The following is a 14589-nucleotide window of genomic DNA, read 5'->3' on the forward strand; positions in this document are numbered from 1 at the left end:
TATTACGGAAAAAGCCCGGGCGATGCGACGCGCTTCTGGTTTGCCCACCGGCAATTCACCAGCAGTGTCGCTTCGGCCCGAGCCGAGAGTTTGGGCGTGATTATAGCAGTTGTGTGACGCCCTCCCGCTTGGGAATACTCCCGATGTAGTCTGGACCGAGAAGTTATGACGAGTGAACACACACTAACCCCGAGCAGGACCTATCCCGTCACCGACGCTGCGCGGGCCGCGCTGGCCGTGGCGAAACGCGGTTGCGACGAGCTGCTGGTGGAGGAAGAGTTCCTGCAGAAGCTGGCCCGGAGCGAGGCAACGGGCAAGCCGCTGCGCATCAAGCTGGGTCTCGATCCGACGGCGCCGGACATCCACATTGGTCACACGGTGGTGCTCAACAAGATGCGCCAGCTCCAGGATCTCGGTCATACCGTGATTTTCCTGATTGGCGACTTCACCTCGCTCATCGGCGATCCGTCGGGCCGCAACAGCACGCGCCCGCCGCTAACCAGCGAGCAGATCGAGGCGAACGCCAAAACCTATTTCGAGCAGGCAGCGCTCGTTCTCGACCGGGAGAAGACCGAAATTCGCTATAACAGCGAATGGTCGATGAAGCTCGGCGCCGACGGCATGATCAAGCTTGCATCGCGCTACACCATGGCGCGCATGCTGGAGCGAGAGGATTTCACCAAGCGCTTCCAGGGCGGCGTGCCGATCTCGATCCACGAATTCCTGTACCCGCTGATGCAGGGCTACGATTCCGTCGCGCTCGAATCCGATCTCGAACTGGGCGGCACCGACCAGAAATTCAACCTGCTGGTCGGCCGCGAGTTGCAGAAGCAGTATGGCCAGGCGCCGCAGTGCATTCTCACGATGCCGCTGCTCGAAGGCATCGACGGCGTCGAGAAGATGTCGAAGTCGAAGGGCAATTACATCGGCATCAGTGAAAAGCCGAGCGACATGTTCGGCAAGCTGATGAGCATTTCCGACGATCTGATGTGGCGCTACTACGAGCTGCTGTCGTTCCGTTCGATGGACGAGATCGCCGAACTGGCCCGTTCGGTCGAGTCCGGGCGCAACCCGAAGGAAGTCAAGGTGCTGCTCGCGCAGGAAATCGTGGCGCGTTTCCATTCGCAGGCCGACGCCGAGCGCGCGCTCGAGGATTTCGACAACCGTGCCCGGGGCGGCGTGCCGGACGACATTCCCGAAGTGTCGCTGACGGGCGCGCCGCTGGCGATCGGCCAGGTGCTCAAGCAAGCCGGTCTCGCCCCGTCGACGTCCGAAGCCATGCGCAACATCGAGCAGGGCGGCGTGCGCGTCGATGGCGGCAGCATTTCGGACAAGGGCCTCAAGCTCGAAGCCGGCACCTACGTGGTTCAGGTCGGCAAGCGCAAATTCGCGCGTGTCATCCTGGCGTAAGCCGGGGCTGCGATGATTGCCCTGATCCAGCGGGTGCTGGAGGCCAGCGTCACGGTTGACGGCCGGGTCACGGGGGCGATCGGCCCCGGGTTGCTTGCGTTCGTGTGCGCCGAGCGAGGCGACACCGAGGCGAGTGCCGACAAACTTCTCACCAAGCTGTTAGGCTATCGCGTGTTTTCCGACGCTCAGGGCAAGATGAACCTGAGCGTCGCGAATATCGACGGCGAAGGGCGTGCGGGCGAATTGCTGCTCGTGTCGCAGTTCACGCTGGCCGCCGACACCAATAGCGGCATGCGCCCGAGCTTTACGCCGGCTGCGGCACCGGCCGACGGTCGCCGCCTGTTCGACCACTTTGTCGCGCAGGCGCGCCATCGTCATCCGGGCGTGGCCACCGGCGAGTTTGGCGCCGAAATGAGGGTCGCCCTCATCAACGACGGTCCCGTCACGTTCTGGCTGCAGACCCGCCCCAACGCTGCGTGATACGGCTGCGGGTTTGGCTGCGGGTTCGACGGTGTCACCTACCCATGTTCGAAGTCTTGAAGGGAGAATCTGATGAAGCTTTGGAGTGATTCGTTCGCCGATAACGGCGCGATTCCGGAGGAATTCGCCTTCGGCAAGCCCGACGCTGCCGCCCATGTGGTCCTGTCGACCAACAAGAACCCGCATTTCATGTGGGAAGACGTTCCCGCCGGCACGCAATCGTTCGTCGTCACCTGCCATGATACCGATGTGCCCAGCCGTGGCGACGACGTCAACAAGGAAGGCCGCGAAGTGCCGGCCGACCTGCCACGCGTGGATTTTTTCCACTGGGTGCTGGTCGATGTGCCCGCCGCCGTCGCCGAAATTCCGGCGGCGAGCCACAGCAACGGTGTGACGCCGCGCGGCAAATACGGCCCGGACGCACTCGATGGCCTGCGTCACGGCATCAACGATTACACTGCCTGGTTTGCGTCGGACGAGTCGATGAAGGGCGACTACTACGGCTACGACGGTCCGTGCCCGCCGTGGAACGACACGATCGTTCATCGCTACGTGTTCACCCTCTACGCGCTCGACATTCCGCGTGTGCCGCTCGACGGCCGGTTCGACGGGCATCAGGTGCGCGCCGCGATACAGGGCCACGTGCTCGCCGAGGCGGCCTGGACCGGCACCTATACCCTCAATCCGAAGTTGGCCTGATGACGCGCACGTCCCTGACCCTGATTCGTCACGGCGAAACCGACTGGAACCGCGCCAAGCGCATCCAGGGGCATACCGATATCCCGTTGTCGGAGGAGGGCGTGCGGCAAGCCGGGCAGCTTGGCGCGCGGATCGCGCATGACGTCGCCACGCACGGCAGCGTCTTCGACCGCGTGCTGTCGAGCGACCTCATGCGTGCCGCGCAGACCGCCGAGCCCGTGGCGCGCGCGTGCGGTTTGACGGTTGAATGTACGGAGCGTCTGCGCGAGCGAAGCTACGGCGTGTTCGAAACGCTCGTCGTCGACGAGATCAAGGCGCAGCATGCCGAGGCGTATGCGCATTGGCAGAGCCGCGATCCCGACTTCGTGATTCCCGGCGGCGAGTCGCTGACAGGCTTTTATACGCGGGTGACGGCGTATGCGGATTTTCTCGTGCGTCATTACCAGGGCTTGCGCGTGGCCCTCGTCGCGCATGGCGGCGTGCTCGACTGTTTCTATCGCCTGGCCACGAACCTCGCGCTGTCCGAGCCGCGCACCTATCCGCTGCTCAATGCGAGCGTGAATCGTCTGGAGTTCGACGGAACGAGCTGGCACGTGCGGTCTTGGGGCGACGTCTCGCATCTCGCGGCAGGGGGGCGTGACGAAAGCAACGACCGTTCCGACGGCGCGGCGCATGGGCAATCGTTCGCGCCGTTGGCAACGCCCGCCGATCGCGTCGATCCTCGGGTCGTTTGAGCGATTGGACGGGCACGGCGCGCGCGCCGCTTGTCAGCGCAGCGCGGCCCGGCAGACATACATCATTTGCCGCTTGGCGACCACAGTTCCTGCGCGTCCGGCGCGGAACCGGGCGCGCTCAGGCCGAAGTGGCGATAGGCGAGCATCGTGGCCACGCGTCCGCGCGGTGTCCGTTGTAAAAAGCCCTGCTGAATCAAGTATGGCTCGATCACGTCTTCAATCGTATCGCGCTCTTCGCTGATCGCCGCGGCGAGGTTGTCCACGCCGACCGGGCCGCCGTCGAACTTGTGCAGCACGGCCTCGAGGAGCTTGCGATCCATCAGGTCGAAGCCGACCGGATCGACATCGAGCATGGACAGCGCGGCATCGGCTACGGCGGCCGTGATCCGGCCGTCGGCTTTCACTTCCGCGTAGTCGCGCACGCGCCGCAGCAGGCGGTTCGCGATACGCGGCGTGCCGCGCGCGCGGCGGGCGATCTCGAATGCACCGTCGTCTGCGATGACCGCGCCCAGCAGTTTCGCCGACCGGCGCACGATGCCGGCGAGTTCGTCGGCCGAATAGAATTCGAGTCGCGCGACAATGCCGAAACGGTCGCGCAGCGGGTTGGTCAGCATGCCCGCGCGCGTGGTCGCGCCGATCAGCGTGAACGGCTGCAAATCCAGCTTGACGCTGCGCGCCGCCGGTCCTTCGCCGATCATGATGTCGATCTGGTAATCCTCGAGCGCCGGATACAGGATTTCCTCGACAACCGGCGAGAGCCGGTGGATTTCATCGATGAACAGGACATCGTTGGCTTCAAGGTTGGTCAGGAGCGCGGCCAGGTCGCCCGGACGTTCCAGCACCGGGCCGGACGTCTGGCGCAAATGCACGCCCATTTCGCGCGCGATGATGTGCGCCAGCGTGGTTTTGCCGAGCCCGGGCGGGCCGAACAGCAGCACGTGGTCGAGAGGCTCGGCGCGCTTCGATGCGGCGGCGATGAAGATTTCGAGCTGTTCGCGTACCTTGCGCTGGCCGACGTATTCGTCGAGCAACTTGGGGCGCAACGCGCGCTCGAAGGCTTCCTCGTTGGGCGAGGCTGGCGTCGGCGCAATGATGCGCTCGGCGGCGAGTTTGTCGGTTTCGATCATGTCCGCATTGTATCGCTTTGGTCGGTGGCGGCCTAACCGACCAGCCGGCCGCGCCGCACGCGCAGCCCTTTGGCGGCCAGCGTCGGCGCCAGGCCGCTGACGGTCGAGAGAATTTCGCCGCTGTGGGCATGGCAGATCGCGACACCGAGCGCGTCGGCAGCGTCGGTGCTCGGGGTGCCGGACAGGCTGAGCAGGCGCGTGACCATTTCCTGCACCTGTTCCTTGCGTGCCCGGCCATAACCGACCACGGCTAGCTTCAACTGCAGCGCGGTGTATTCGAACACGGGTAAGCCGCCCACGGACAAGGCGCATAGCGCCGCACCGCGTGCCTGGCCGAGCAGCAGTGTCGATTGCGGGTTAACGTTCACGAACACCTTCTCGACGGCGGCCTGATCCGGCCGATGCAGGCCGACGAGTTCGCTGATCCCCTCGAAGATGACTTTCAGCCGCTCCGGCAGGGTGCCGTCGCCGGAACGAATCACGCCACTCGTCACGTATTGCAGACGATTGCCATGCTTCTCCAGCACGCCGAAGCCGGTGACGCGCAGGCCGGGGTCGATACCTAGAATTTTCATGCGGATGCCGGGTGGCGCCGAGGCGACGGCAGAAACCGGGCCAGGGCGGGAAACGAAAGTCGGACGAACAGCGGGCATACAGGGGCGTATTCTGGCACACCCGCCGGCACCGCGGCTGCACGGAATGCCGAGCGCGCCAATTTGCCGCGCGGCGCGACGCCTGCCGCACGCGCCGTTTTGAGGTACATTGCTCGCTGTCCTCATCAAGACGGTTGCCATGCTCTGGATCAAGGCTTTCCATATCGTTTTCGTCGTCTCGTGGTTCGCGGGACTGTTCTATCTACCGCGTATCTTCGTCAACCTGGCGATGGAGACGGACCCGGCATCGGCCGGGCGCTTGCTGCTGATGGCACGCAAGCTGTACCGGTTCATGTCGGTGCTGTCGGTGCCGGCCGTCGTCTTCGGCTTGATCCTGTGGTTGTATTACGGCATCGGCCGCCAGGGCGGCTGGCTGCATGCCAAGCTGTTCGTCGTGGTGCTGCTGATCGGCTATCACCACGCGTGCGGCAGCCTGCTGCGCAAATTCGAGGCCGGCCGCAATACCCGTTCGCACCGCTGGTACCGGTTCTTCAACGAATTCCCCGTGCTGGGCTTGTTGGCCGCGGTGATTCTGGCGGTCGTCAAGCCATTCTGAGCACGACTGCGGCCATGACCCGTGCATCGTTCATTTCCCCAACGATTCGGAGTTTCGCGTGAGCAAGACCTGCGACTACTTTATCTCTCCCCCGTCGCCGTTCGTCTATTTGGGCCACGCCCGTTTCCGCGAACTGGCGCGCGCACATGGTGTACAAATCCAGTTGAAGCCGATGGATCTCGCGAAAGTCTTCGCGACGTCTGGCGGGCTGCCGCTTGCGCAACGCGCGCCGCAGCGGCAGGCGTACCGGCTGGTGGAACTGGCGCGATGGTCGCGTTATCTCGGCTTGCCGTTGAACCTGCAGCCGAAGTACTTTCCAGTCGCCGCCGATCCGGCGTGCAAGTTGATCATTGCCGCGCAACTCGCGCACGGCACCGAGCGCGCGCTCGACCTTGTCGGCGCGATCTCGGGAGCCTTGTGGGCTGACGAAAAGAACATTGCCGATGAGGCCACGCTCGCGAGGCTGGCGACGGGGCTCGGCATGGACGGGGCGGCACTGGTGAAGGCGTCCGAAGGCGCGAACGTGCAGGCGACGCTCGACCAGAACACTCAGGAAGCGATCGGCTATCAGGTGTTCGGCGCCCCGTGGTTCCAGTTCGAGGGCGAACCGTACTGGGGCCAGGATCGCCTGGAGTTCCTCGGCCGCGCATTCGCGGCCGCCTAGGGCCTGTTCACGCTAATAGCCCGCCGACAGCACCCTCAGCGCGGCGCCGTTTCCGTACGGCGCCGGTTGATGACTTCCTTGGCGCGCGCCAATTGCTTGGGCAGGCGCGTGCCCAGGCGCAATGCGACGCCGACGGCGAGCACGTCGCCGATGGCCAGATGCGCAATGCGCGAGGTGAGCGGCGAATACACGTCGGTGTCCTCGTCGACGTCGGCGAACAGCGCGATGCTGGCCAGTCGCGCCAGCGGCGAATTGCTGTGTGTGATGGCAATGACAGTCGCGCCGGCGTCGCGCGCGAGTTGTGCGGCTTCGAGAACGTCCTGGCTGCGGCCTGTGTTCGAGATCGCGACAACACAGTCGCCTTCGCGCAGCAGGGCCGCCGACATGCCGTAGACGTGCGGGTCGTTGTACGCAACCGCTGGAATGCCCAGGCGGAAGAACTTGTGCTGCATGTCGAGCGCGGCAATCCCCGATGCGCCCGCGCCGTAAAACTCGATGCGGTTGGCATGTGCCAGCCGGTCGATGGCCGCGCCGATGCTGTCCGGCGACAGATTGTTGCGCACCTGCATGAGGCTGCCGATGGTGCGGTCCAGCACCTTGCCCGCGATGCCCGACACCGGCTCATCGGGGCGCACGTCACGATGCACGAACGGCACACCCTGCGCAATGCTCTGCGCCAGGCGAATCTTGAACTCCCGGAATCCGCTGCACCCGACCGCCATGCAGAACCGTGCGATGGTCGGCTGGCTGACGCCCGCGCGCTCGGCCAGCGCGTTCATCGACAAATCGACGACCTCGCGCGGAACGTCGAGAACATAGGTCGCGAGCTTGCGTTCGGAAGGGCGCAATTGCGCCAACGTGGCTTCGATTCTGGTCAGCATGTCGGAAAACGGAACGGAGGACGTCACTTCGCGGCAGGGTATCGGCCGGGACGTCGCGCCCACTATAGCATCCGCGCCGCGATCGCTCACCTGACACGGTCGAAATGCAGATAAAAATGTACAAAAACTACAAGAAATCAGGTTTCCATATTACGGTTTTTGTTTTCACAATGTACAATAGTTTGCAATATAACCCCGAAATCATTGGGTAAAACCCGAGCTTCTGCGCATTTCTGATTGAAGGCATGTAGATTTTCTACTAAACTCCGCTCCGAATTGCCTCAAGGCGGCCGGGATGATCCGTCCGAGCGGGGCGCCCCCTTCTTACGGACTCGATGGCATGACGACGCCCCTGCATTCGACCCTGGCGGCTGTGACCGCGCGCATTGCATCGCGCAGCCGCGCGACGCGCGACGCCTATCTGGCACGCCTTGATGCCGCACGCGGACAGTTCCCGCAACGCACGGCGCTGTCGTGCGCCAACCTGGCCCACGGCTTTGCTGCAATGCCGGCCGACGACAAGCTCGTGATCCGCAGCCAGCGTCAGCCGAATATCGGCATCGTGACCGCGTACAACGACATGCTGTCGGCGCACCAGCCGTACGAGACCTATCCGCAACGTATCCGCGCCGCCTCGCGCGCCGCCGGCGCTACGGCGCAGGTGGCCGGGGGCGTGCCGGCCATGTGTGACGGCATCACGCAAGGCAACGCCGGGATGGAACTGTCGCTGTTCTCGCGCGAAGTCATCGCAATGAGCACGGCCGTAGCCCTCTCGCACAATATGTTCGACGGCGCGCTGATGCTCGGCGTGTGCGACAAGATCGTGCCGGGCCTCGTGATCGGCGCGCTGCAATTCGGTCATCTGCCGACGATCTTCGTGCCTGCCGGTCCGATGACGAGCGGGCTGTCGAACGATGAGAAGGCCAAGATCCGCCAGCAATATGCGACCGGCCTGGTCGGCCGTGATGCGCTGCTCGAAGCCGAATCGCGCGCCTACCATGGCGTGGGCACTTGTACCTTCTACGGCACTGCCAACAGCAACCAGCTCCTGATGGAAATCATGGGCCTGCATTTGCCCGGCGCCGCGTTCATCCATCCGGATACCCCGTTGCGCGACGCGCTGACGGATGCGGCCGTGGCGCGTGTCGTGGCGATCGGCGCCAGCGGCGACGCCTACACGCCGATCGGCCGGATCGTCGACGAAAAGGCGGTTGTCAACGGCATCGTGGGCTTGCTCGCGACGGGGGGCTCGACCAATCACACGTTGCATCTCGTGGCGATGGCCCGTGCGGCCGGCGTGATCATCGACTGGGACGATTTCGACGCGCTGTCGGCGGTCGTGCCCCTGATGGCGCGGGTTTATCCGAACGGCCGTGCGGACGTCAACCACTTCCACGCGGCCGGCGGCATGGCGTTCCTCATTGGCGAATTGCTCGATGCCGGAATGTTGCATGACGACGTGATGACAAACGCAGGCCCCGGCTTGTCGCGCTATCGCGACGAACCGGCGTTGACCGGACCCGAAGGAGGACTGGCGTGGCGCGCCGGGAGCGCCTACAGTGGTGATCGTGACGTTTTGCGCTCGTACGCCGAACCATTTGCGGCGGACGGCGGGTTGCGCCTGATGCAGGGCAACCTTGGCCGCGGCGTGATCAAGGTGTCGGCGGTGGCGCCGCAACACCGTCAAGTCAAGGCGGCCGCGCGCGTTTTCGCGTCGCAGGAAGCGGTACAGGCCGCGTTCGATGCGGGCGAGTTGCAGCGTGACGTGATCGTTGTGCTGCGCGGCCAGGGACCGAGCGCGAACGGCATGCCGGAGCTGCATCGTTTGACGCCGCTGCTCGGCTCGCTGCAGGACGCCGGCTTTCAGGTCGCGCTGGTGACCGACGGGCGCATGTCGGGCGCGTCGGGCAAGGTGCCGGCGGTGATTCATGTGTCGCCAGAGGCCGCACTGGGCGGACCGCTCGCGAAAGTGCGCGACGGCGACGAGATTGTGCTGGATGCGGTGCGCGGCACGCTGGAGGCGCAGGTGCCGGCTGCCGTCTGGAACGCGCGGGAAGGCGCTGCGGTCATGCCGGCGGGCGATGACACCGGCCGGTTGTTGTTCGGCATGATGCGTGCCGCCGTGGGCGTGGCCGAGGCCGGCGCCTCGGTGTTCTTCAACGATGTCACGGAAGATGCTGCGCAAGGCGCCGATGCCGTGCAGTCACCCGCGCCGGCTGATTTTGTGCAATCTCATCGCGGCGCAGGCGCCGCACGCTAAGGACTCGAGATGGATATCCATGACATCGTAAGCGACGGACCCGTCATCCCCGTTCTCCAATTCGACACGGTGGCGCAGGGCGAAAACGTGGCGAAGGCGCTGCTCGCCGGCGGCGTGCGCGTCCTTGAGATCACGCTTCGCACGCCTGCCGCGATGGCCGTCATCAAGCATGTCGCCGGGCTGTCGAACGAATTGATTGTCGGCGTCGGCACCCTGACGCGTCCCGAGGAAATGGCGCAGGCCGTGGCCGCCGGCGCGCGCTTCGGCGTCTCGCCGGGCTTTACGCCGGCGCTCGGCGCTGCCGCAAAGGCCGCCGGACTGCCGTTGTTGCCCGGCGTGGCGACGCCGTCGGAGATTCTCGAAGCGATGGCTGCGGGTTATGAAACCGTGAAATTCTTTCCGGCGGAACCGTCGGGTGGCGTGCCGATGTTGAAGGCGCTGAAGGGGCCGTTCGGCAATATCAGGTTTTGCCCGACGGGCGGCATCAGCGCCGAATCGGCACCCTCTTATCTGGCCTTGGCGAACGTGGTGTGCGTCGGCGGATCGTGGCTCACGCCCAAGCCGCTGGTCGACGCCGGCGATTGGGCCGCCATCACGCGTCTGGCCAAGGCGGCGAGCGTCTTGCCGCGCGGCTGAGCGATACGTCGAACGGCACAGGGCATGGCCGGCCGCGCGCTACGAATATCGGGCGGCCGGAGGATTCAAAAAGGGCAAAAGCCCGTAGTTAAAATCAATCCGAGGAGATAAACATGGTTGCGGTGCAAGGGAGCTTGCTGCTCGTGTACGCGCTGGTCGCGATTATCGCGCTGATTTTGCTGATCGCGAAATTCAAACTCAGTCCGTTCATCACGCTGATCGTCGTATCGCTGGTGCTGGGTTTGGTCGTCGGCATGCCGATGGGCAGTATCGTCAAGGCGTTTGAAACCGGCGTCGGAAATACCCTGGGTCACATCGCGCTGGTCGTGGGCCTCGGCACCATGTTGGGCAAGATGATGGCCGAATCGGGTGGCGCTGAGCGCGTCGCGCGCACGCTGATCGGCGTGTTCGGCGAGACGCACGTCCATTGGGCAATGGTTGTCATCGCCTTCATTGTCGGTCTTCCGGTGTTCTTTGAAGTCGGTTTTGTGCTGCTGATCCCGATCGCGTTCAACGTCGCCAAGCGCACGGGAACATCGATGGTGCTCGTCGGCATCCCGATGGTCGCCGGCCTGTCCGTCGTGCACGGCCTGATCCCGCCGCATCCGGCGGCGTTGCTGGCGGTCACGGCCTATAACGCCGACATCGGTCACACGATCATGTACGCGCTGGTCGTCGGCATCCCGACGGCGGCCATCGCCGGTCCGCTCTTCGCGAAGCTGATGGCGCGCTACGTCGTGCCGAATCCGGACAATCCCCTGCTGGCGCAGTTCGTCGAAGCCGAGCGCGGCGAGGCCGATCTGCCGGGCTTCGGCGTGACGCTGTTCACCATCCTGTTGCCGGTGCTGCTGATGCTGATCGGCAGCTGGGCCGACCTGATCGTTGCACCGAAGACGTTTGCCAATGATTTCCTGCGCCTGATCGGCAATTCGGTGATGGCGTTGTTGATCGCCACGCTCGTCAGCTTCTATACGTTCGGGAAGGCCCGCGGCTTCAATCGCGACGCGATCCTGAAGTTCACCAACGAGTGTCTGGCACCGATCGCCACGATCACGCTGGTGGTGGGCGCCGGCGGCGGGTTTGGGCGTATCCTGATGGAGAGCGGCGTCTCGAAGTCGATCGTCGAAGTGGCGCAAAACGCCCACCTTTCGCCGCTGTTGCTGGGCTGGCTGGTGGCCGTGCTGATCCGTATCGCCACCGGCTCGGCGACCGTAGCGATGACGACCGCATGCGGCATCGTGGCGCCGATCGCGGCAGCAGCCGGCACGGCGCGCCCCGAATTGATGGTGCTGGCGACGGGCGCGGGCTCGCTGATCCTGTCGCACGTCAATGACGGCGGGTTCTGGCTGGTGAAGGAATATTTCAATATGACGGTGCCGCAGACGTTCAAGACCTGGACCGTGTGCGAAACCATCATCTCGGTCGTGGCGCTGCTGTTGACGCTGGCGCTTTCGACCGTGGTTGTTGTGTAAGAAGACAGTAGAGAGAAGAGGAGGCGAGCCATGATCGTGGTGGTGATGGGCGTATCGGGCAGTGGCAAGAGCACCATCGGGCGACAGCTCGCCGACCGGTTGGGTTGCGGGTTTTCCGATGCCGACCAGTTTCACAGTCCGGCCAATATCGAGAAGATGAAACACGGGCATGCGCTGAACGACGATGACCGCAAGCCCTGGCTTGCGGCGATTCGTGACGCGATCGTGGCGCGACGCGCCGCGGGGCAGCATCATGTCTTCGCGTGTTCGGCGTTGCGCGAGCGGTATCGCGAGGTGCTCGGCGACCACGATGGCGATGTGGTGTTCGTCTACCTGAAGGGCGGCGCGGAAGTCATCGGCGAGCGGTTGGCGTCGCGCACCGGGCATTTCTTCGATCCGGTGTTGTTGCAAAGTCAGTTCGAAACCCTGGAAGAGCCGCGCGACGCGCTCGTCATCGATATCCGGGAGTCGCCGGAGCATATCGTGGCGACGCTGCTGCACAAGTTGTCGGCGTGTCCGGGCGGCGCTGGCATCGCCGCGGCGGCCGGGATCTCGCCTTCGCCCTGATCGCGCGGGCCGGCAACCGGCCGGCATTGTCTTCGTCACACGGCCTCCAAGCGAGGCCGTTTGTCGTTTTGGCGCAGCGTCCGGCGTCTGGGCGGCCGAGACGCGTACAATAGCGCTTTATTCAACCTGCCGATGCGCGTGCGTATCGGCTGAACGGGCTGAACGCATCTTATGGCTTCCTTCGATTTCTTTGCGCCGTGCCCGCGTGGCCTGGAAGAGGCGCTCGCCGCCGAATTGGCGGAGCTCGGCCGGCTTGCGCCGTTGTCGGTCGGCAAGCAAGTGCCCGGCGGCGTCCATTTCGCCGGACCGTGGGCAGCGGGCATCGCCGCGAACCTGCATTCGCGCATCGCCAGCCGCGTGCTGCTGAGGGTGGCGTCGCAAGGCTATCGCAGCGAGCAGGACATCTACGATTTCGCCGTCACGCAGCGCTGGGAGGAGTGGTTCTCGTACCAGCAGACGTTGCGTATCGACGTCACCGCGATCAAGGCGCCGGTCCGCAGTCTCGAGTTCGTCACGCTGCGCATCAAGGATGCCGTGTGCGACCGGCTGCGCGAGAAGACCGGCGCGCGCCCCAATATCGACACCGCGCAGCCTGATGTCCGCGTGTTCGCCTTCCTGACCGCCACGGACGCGACGCTGTATCTCGATACGTCGGGCGAGGCGCTGTTCAAGCGCGGCTGGCGACTGGACAAGGGCGCCGCGCCGCTGCGCGAGAATCTCGCCGCCGGGATTTTGCGCATCGCCGGATGGCGCGCCGATACGGCGGCCAACCTGTCGCTGTACGATCCGATGTGCGGCAGCGGCACGTTTCTGGCCGAAGCCGCGCAAATCGCGCTGGCGGTGCCCCCGGGCGCCAATCGCCGCTTTGGCTTCGAGAAGCTCAAGGGCTACGACATCACCGCGTGGCAATCGTTGAAGGTCGCGGCGATGGACGCCCAACGCGATGCGCGTGCCCGTGGCGTCCCCGATACGATTTTCGGCAGCGATATTTCCGGCGACATGCTGGTCAAGGCGCGTGCGAATCTCGAACGTGCGGGCGTGGGCGACGTGGGCCTCAAGCAGGTCGACGCGCGCGACATGACGCCGCCGTGCGAAGGCGCGGGCATCATCGTGACCAATCCGCCGTATGGCGAGCGGATCGAGGTGCGCGGTCGCCGCCCGTCGCGGGCTGCGGAGGACGAGGATTACGACGACGGTGGCCGCGGCCAGTTCTCACGCGCCCGTCCCGATACGCTCGATGCCGATTTCTACCGGGCGTTCGGCGATACGCTCAAACAGCGCTTCACCGGCTGGAGCGCATACCTGCTGACGACGGACATGAGTCTGCCGGGGCAGTTGCGTCTGCGCGAATCGCGCCGCACGCCGCTGTTCAACGGCGCGCTGGAATGCCGCCTGTTCCGTTTCGACCTGATCGCCGGGGCCGTGCGCAAGCGCAATGGCGATTCGGCTACCGGTGACGCAGCGCCAGAAAGTGGCGAATGATGCCGTGGGAATACGCGCTGGCGACGGCGCGCAGGAACAACGGGAAATCGGCGTGGGCGTGATCGTCTGCCGAGTCCGAGAGCGTTCGTAGCACGGCACACGGTACATCGTATTCGAAGCAGACCTGCGCGAGCGCCGCGCCTTCCATTTCCACGGCGAGCGCGTCGGGCAGTGCCGCGCGGAGTTCGTCGAGCCTGGCGGCGCTGCCGATGAACTGATCGCCACTGGCGATCAGGCCGAGATGCACGCGTGGCACGGTCAGGCCGAATGCGGCGCGAACGTCGCCGGGAACCTGGGCCGCCATCTCCGTTTGCAGATACCGGCGCGCGGCTTCGGCCAGATTTTCGCGCAGGGCGGGGTGCGTCGCAAAGCGCGCCTGTCCCAGCAGCGGCACTTCGTGCAGGGGAAAGAACGGGCGTGCGTCAAGGTCATGCTGGAGCAGGGCATCGGCCACGACGACGTCGCCGATCGCCAGGCCATGCGCCAGACCGCCCGCGACGCCGGTGAATACGATTTCCTTGACGCCGAACTGGTGGATCAATGCCGTGGCCGTGGCGGCTGCCGCCACCTTGCCCAGTCGTGCGAGCACGACGACACAGTCTTCACCGTGCAGCCGGCCGACATGATAGTCGCGCATGCCGATACGCTCGACGTGCGCGCCAGGGGCCATTTCACCGAGCAGTTGGGCAATTTCTTCGTGGAGAGCGGCGACAATGCCGAGCGTCATGACGAATTCCTTGAAAAATGAACGACGCGGGCATTGTAGCGCGCGTCGTTCATGATCCTCGCGGCTATCGTCAGTCGACCGCCTTCACCATATCCTCGACGACCTTCTTCGCGTCGCCGAACACCATCATGGTCTTGTCGAGATAGAACAGTTCGTTGTCCAGCCCGGCGTAGCCGGCGGCCATCGAGCGCTTGTTCACGATGATCGTCTTGGCCTTGTAGGCTTCGAGAATCGGCATGCC

General features: G+C 64.8%; 16 protein-coding genes. 11 read left to right on the plus strand and 5 right to left on the minus strand.

Annotation, left to right across the window (positions count from 1 at the left end):
- Positions 1-165: 165 nt before the first annotated feature.
- The 4 genes from tyrS to PTE30175_RS08390 all read left to right on the plus strand — a co-directional run bounded on the left by tyrS (position 166) and on the right by PTE30175_RS08390 (position 3323).
- A complete protein-coding gene (tyrS, locus tag PTE30175_RS08375) occupies positions 166-1410 on the plus strand; it encodes a tyrosine--tRNA ligase (protein ID WP_150696606.1) in 1245 nt (414 codons plus the stop codon).
- 12 nt (positions 1411-1422) lie between these two features.
- The gene (dtd, locus tag PTE30175_RS08380; RefSeq protein ID WP_150696607.1) at positions 1423-1890 is read left to right on the plus strand and encodes a D-aminoacyl-tRNA deacylase; all 468 of its coding nucleotides are present in this window, start codon (positions 1423-1425) and stop codon (positions 1888-1890) included.
- Positions 1891-1962: 72 nt separating this feature from the next.
- Complete coding sequence (locus PTE30175_RS08385) at positions 1963-2589, plus strand: YbhB/YbcL family Raf kinase inhibitor-like protein (RefSeq protein ID WP_150696608.1); 627 nt, start codon at positions 1963-1965, stop codon at positions 2587-2589.
- Positions 2589-3323 (plus strand): histidine phosphatase family protein, encoded by a 735-nt coding sequence (locus tag PTE30175_RS08390; protein ID WP_150696609.1) that lies wholly within the window; start codon positions 2589-2591, stop codon positions 3321-3323. Before PTE30175_RS08385 ends, PTE30175_RS08390 begins: the two co-directional genes overlap by 1 nt.
- A 62-nt stretch (positions 3324-3385) precedes the next feature.
- On the opposite strand, the gene ruvB is transcribed toward PTE30175_RS08390, so the two are convergent.
- Positions 3386-4450: a Holliday junction branch migration DNA helicase RuvB gene (gene ruvB, locus PTE30175_RS08395; protein ID WP_150696610.1), complete on the minus strand. Its 1065-nt coding sequence runs from the start codon at positions 4448-4450 to the stop codon at positions 3386-3388.
- A gap of 32 nt (positions 4451-4482) precedes the next feature.
- Entirely contained in the window at positions 4483-5025 is a 543-nt protein-coding gene (gene ruvC / locus PTE30175_RS08400; RefSeq protein ID WP_150696611.1) for a crossover junction endodeoxyribonuclease RuvC, read from the minus strand.
- Positions 5026-5242: 217 nt separating this feature from the next.
- Between ruvC and PTE30175_RS08405 the strand changes: the two genes are divergently transcribed.
- Together PTE30175_RS08405 and PTE30175_RS08410 are read left to right on the plus strand one after the other, a co-directional pair.
- Positions 5243-5659, plus strand: a complete 417-nt coding sequence (locus PTE30175_RS08405; RefSeq protein ID WP_150696638.1) for a CopD family protein — start codon at positions 5243-5245, stop codon at positions 5657-5659.
- 58 nt (positions 5660-5717) lie between these two features.
- Complete coding sequence (locus PTE30175_RS08410) at positions 5718-6323, plus strand: 2-hydroxychromene-2-carboxylate isomerase (RefSeq protein WP_150696612.1); 606 nt, start codon at positions 5718-5720, stop codon at positions 6321-6323.
- Positions 6324-6358: 35 nt separating this feature from the next.
- Here the strand turns inward: PTE30175_RS08410 and PTE30175_RS08415 are convergent, their stop codons facing one another.
- On the minus strand, positions 6359-7204 hold the full coding sequence (locus tag PTE30175_RS08415; protein ID WP_150696613.1) for an SIS domain-containing protein: 846 nt from the start codon (positions 7202-7204) through the stop codon (positions 6359-6361).
- Positions 7205-7544: 340 nt separating this feature from the next.
- Here PTE30175_RS08415 and edd point away from each other — a divergent pair, with 340 nt between their 5' ends.
- The 5 genes from edd to PTE30175_RS08440 all read left to right on the plus strand — a co-directional run bounded on the left by edd (position 7545) and on the right by PTE30175_RS08440 (position 13621).
- Positions 7545-9464 (plus strand): phosphogluconate dehydratase, encoded by a 1920-nt coding sequence (gene edd / locus PTE30175_RS08420; RefSeq protein ID WP_150696614.1) that lies wholly within the window; start codon positions 7545-7547, stop codon positions 9462-9464.
- Between the two features lie 9 nt (positions 9465-9473).
- Positions 9474-10100: a bifunctional 4-hydroxy-2-oxoglutarate aldolase/2-dehydro-3-deoxy-phosphogluconate aldolase gene (eda, locus tag PTE30175_RS08425; RefSeq protein ID WP_150696615.1), complete on the plus strand. Its 627-nt coding sequence runs from the start codon at positions 9474-9476 to the stop codon at positions 10098-10100.
- Between the two features lie 113 nt (positions 10101-10213).
- Positions 10214-11572, plus strand: a complete 1359-nt coding sequence (locus tag PTE30175_RS08430) for a GntT/GntP/DsdX family permease (RefSeq protein WP_150696616.1) — start codon at positions 10214-10216, stop codon at positions 11570-11572.
- Positions 11573-11602: 30 nt separating this feature from the next.
- Positions 11603-12139, plus strand: coding sequence for a gluconokinase (locus PTE30175_RS08435; protein WP_150696617.1), 537 nt, complete (start codon positions 11603-11605; stop codon positions 12137-12139).
- A gap of 171 nt (positions 12140-12310) precedes the next feature.
- Complete coding sequence (locus PTE30175_RS08440) at positions 12311-13621, plus strand: THUMP domain-containing class I SAM-dependent RNA methyltransferase (RefSeq protein ID WP_150696618.1); 1311 nt, start codon at positions 12311-12313, stop codon at positions 13619-13621.
- Here the strand turns inward: PTE30175_RS08440 and PTE30175_RS08445 are convergent.
- Entirely contained in the window at positions 13587-14348 is a 762-nt protein-coding gene (locus PTE30175_RS08445; protein WP_150696619.1) for a 5'-methylthioadenosine/adenosylhomocysteine nucleosidase, read from the minus strand. The genes PTE30175_RS08440 and PTE30175_RS08445 overlap by 35 nt on opposite strands.
- A 70-nt stretch (positions 14349-14418) precedes the next feature.
- On the minus strand, positions 14419-14589 hold a 171-nt coding region (locus PTE30175_RS08450), incomplete at its 5' end, for an NAD(P)(+) transhydrogenase (Re/Si-specific) subunit beta (RefSeq protein ID WP_191628918.1).

The sequence above is a fragment of the Pandoraea terrae genome (assembly GCF_902459695.1).
GTDB classification, from domain to species: Bacteria; Pseudomonadota; Gammaproteobacteria; order Burkholderiales; family Burkholderiaceae; genus Pandoraea; species Pandoraea terrae.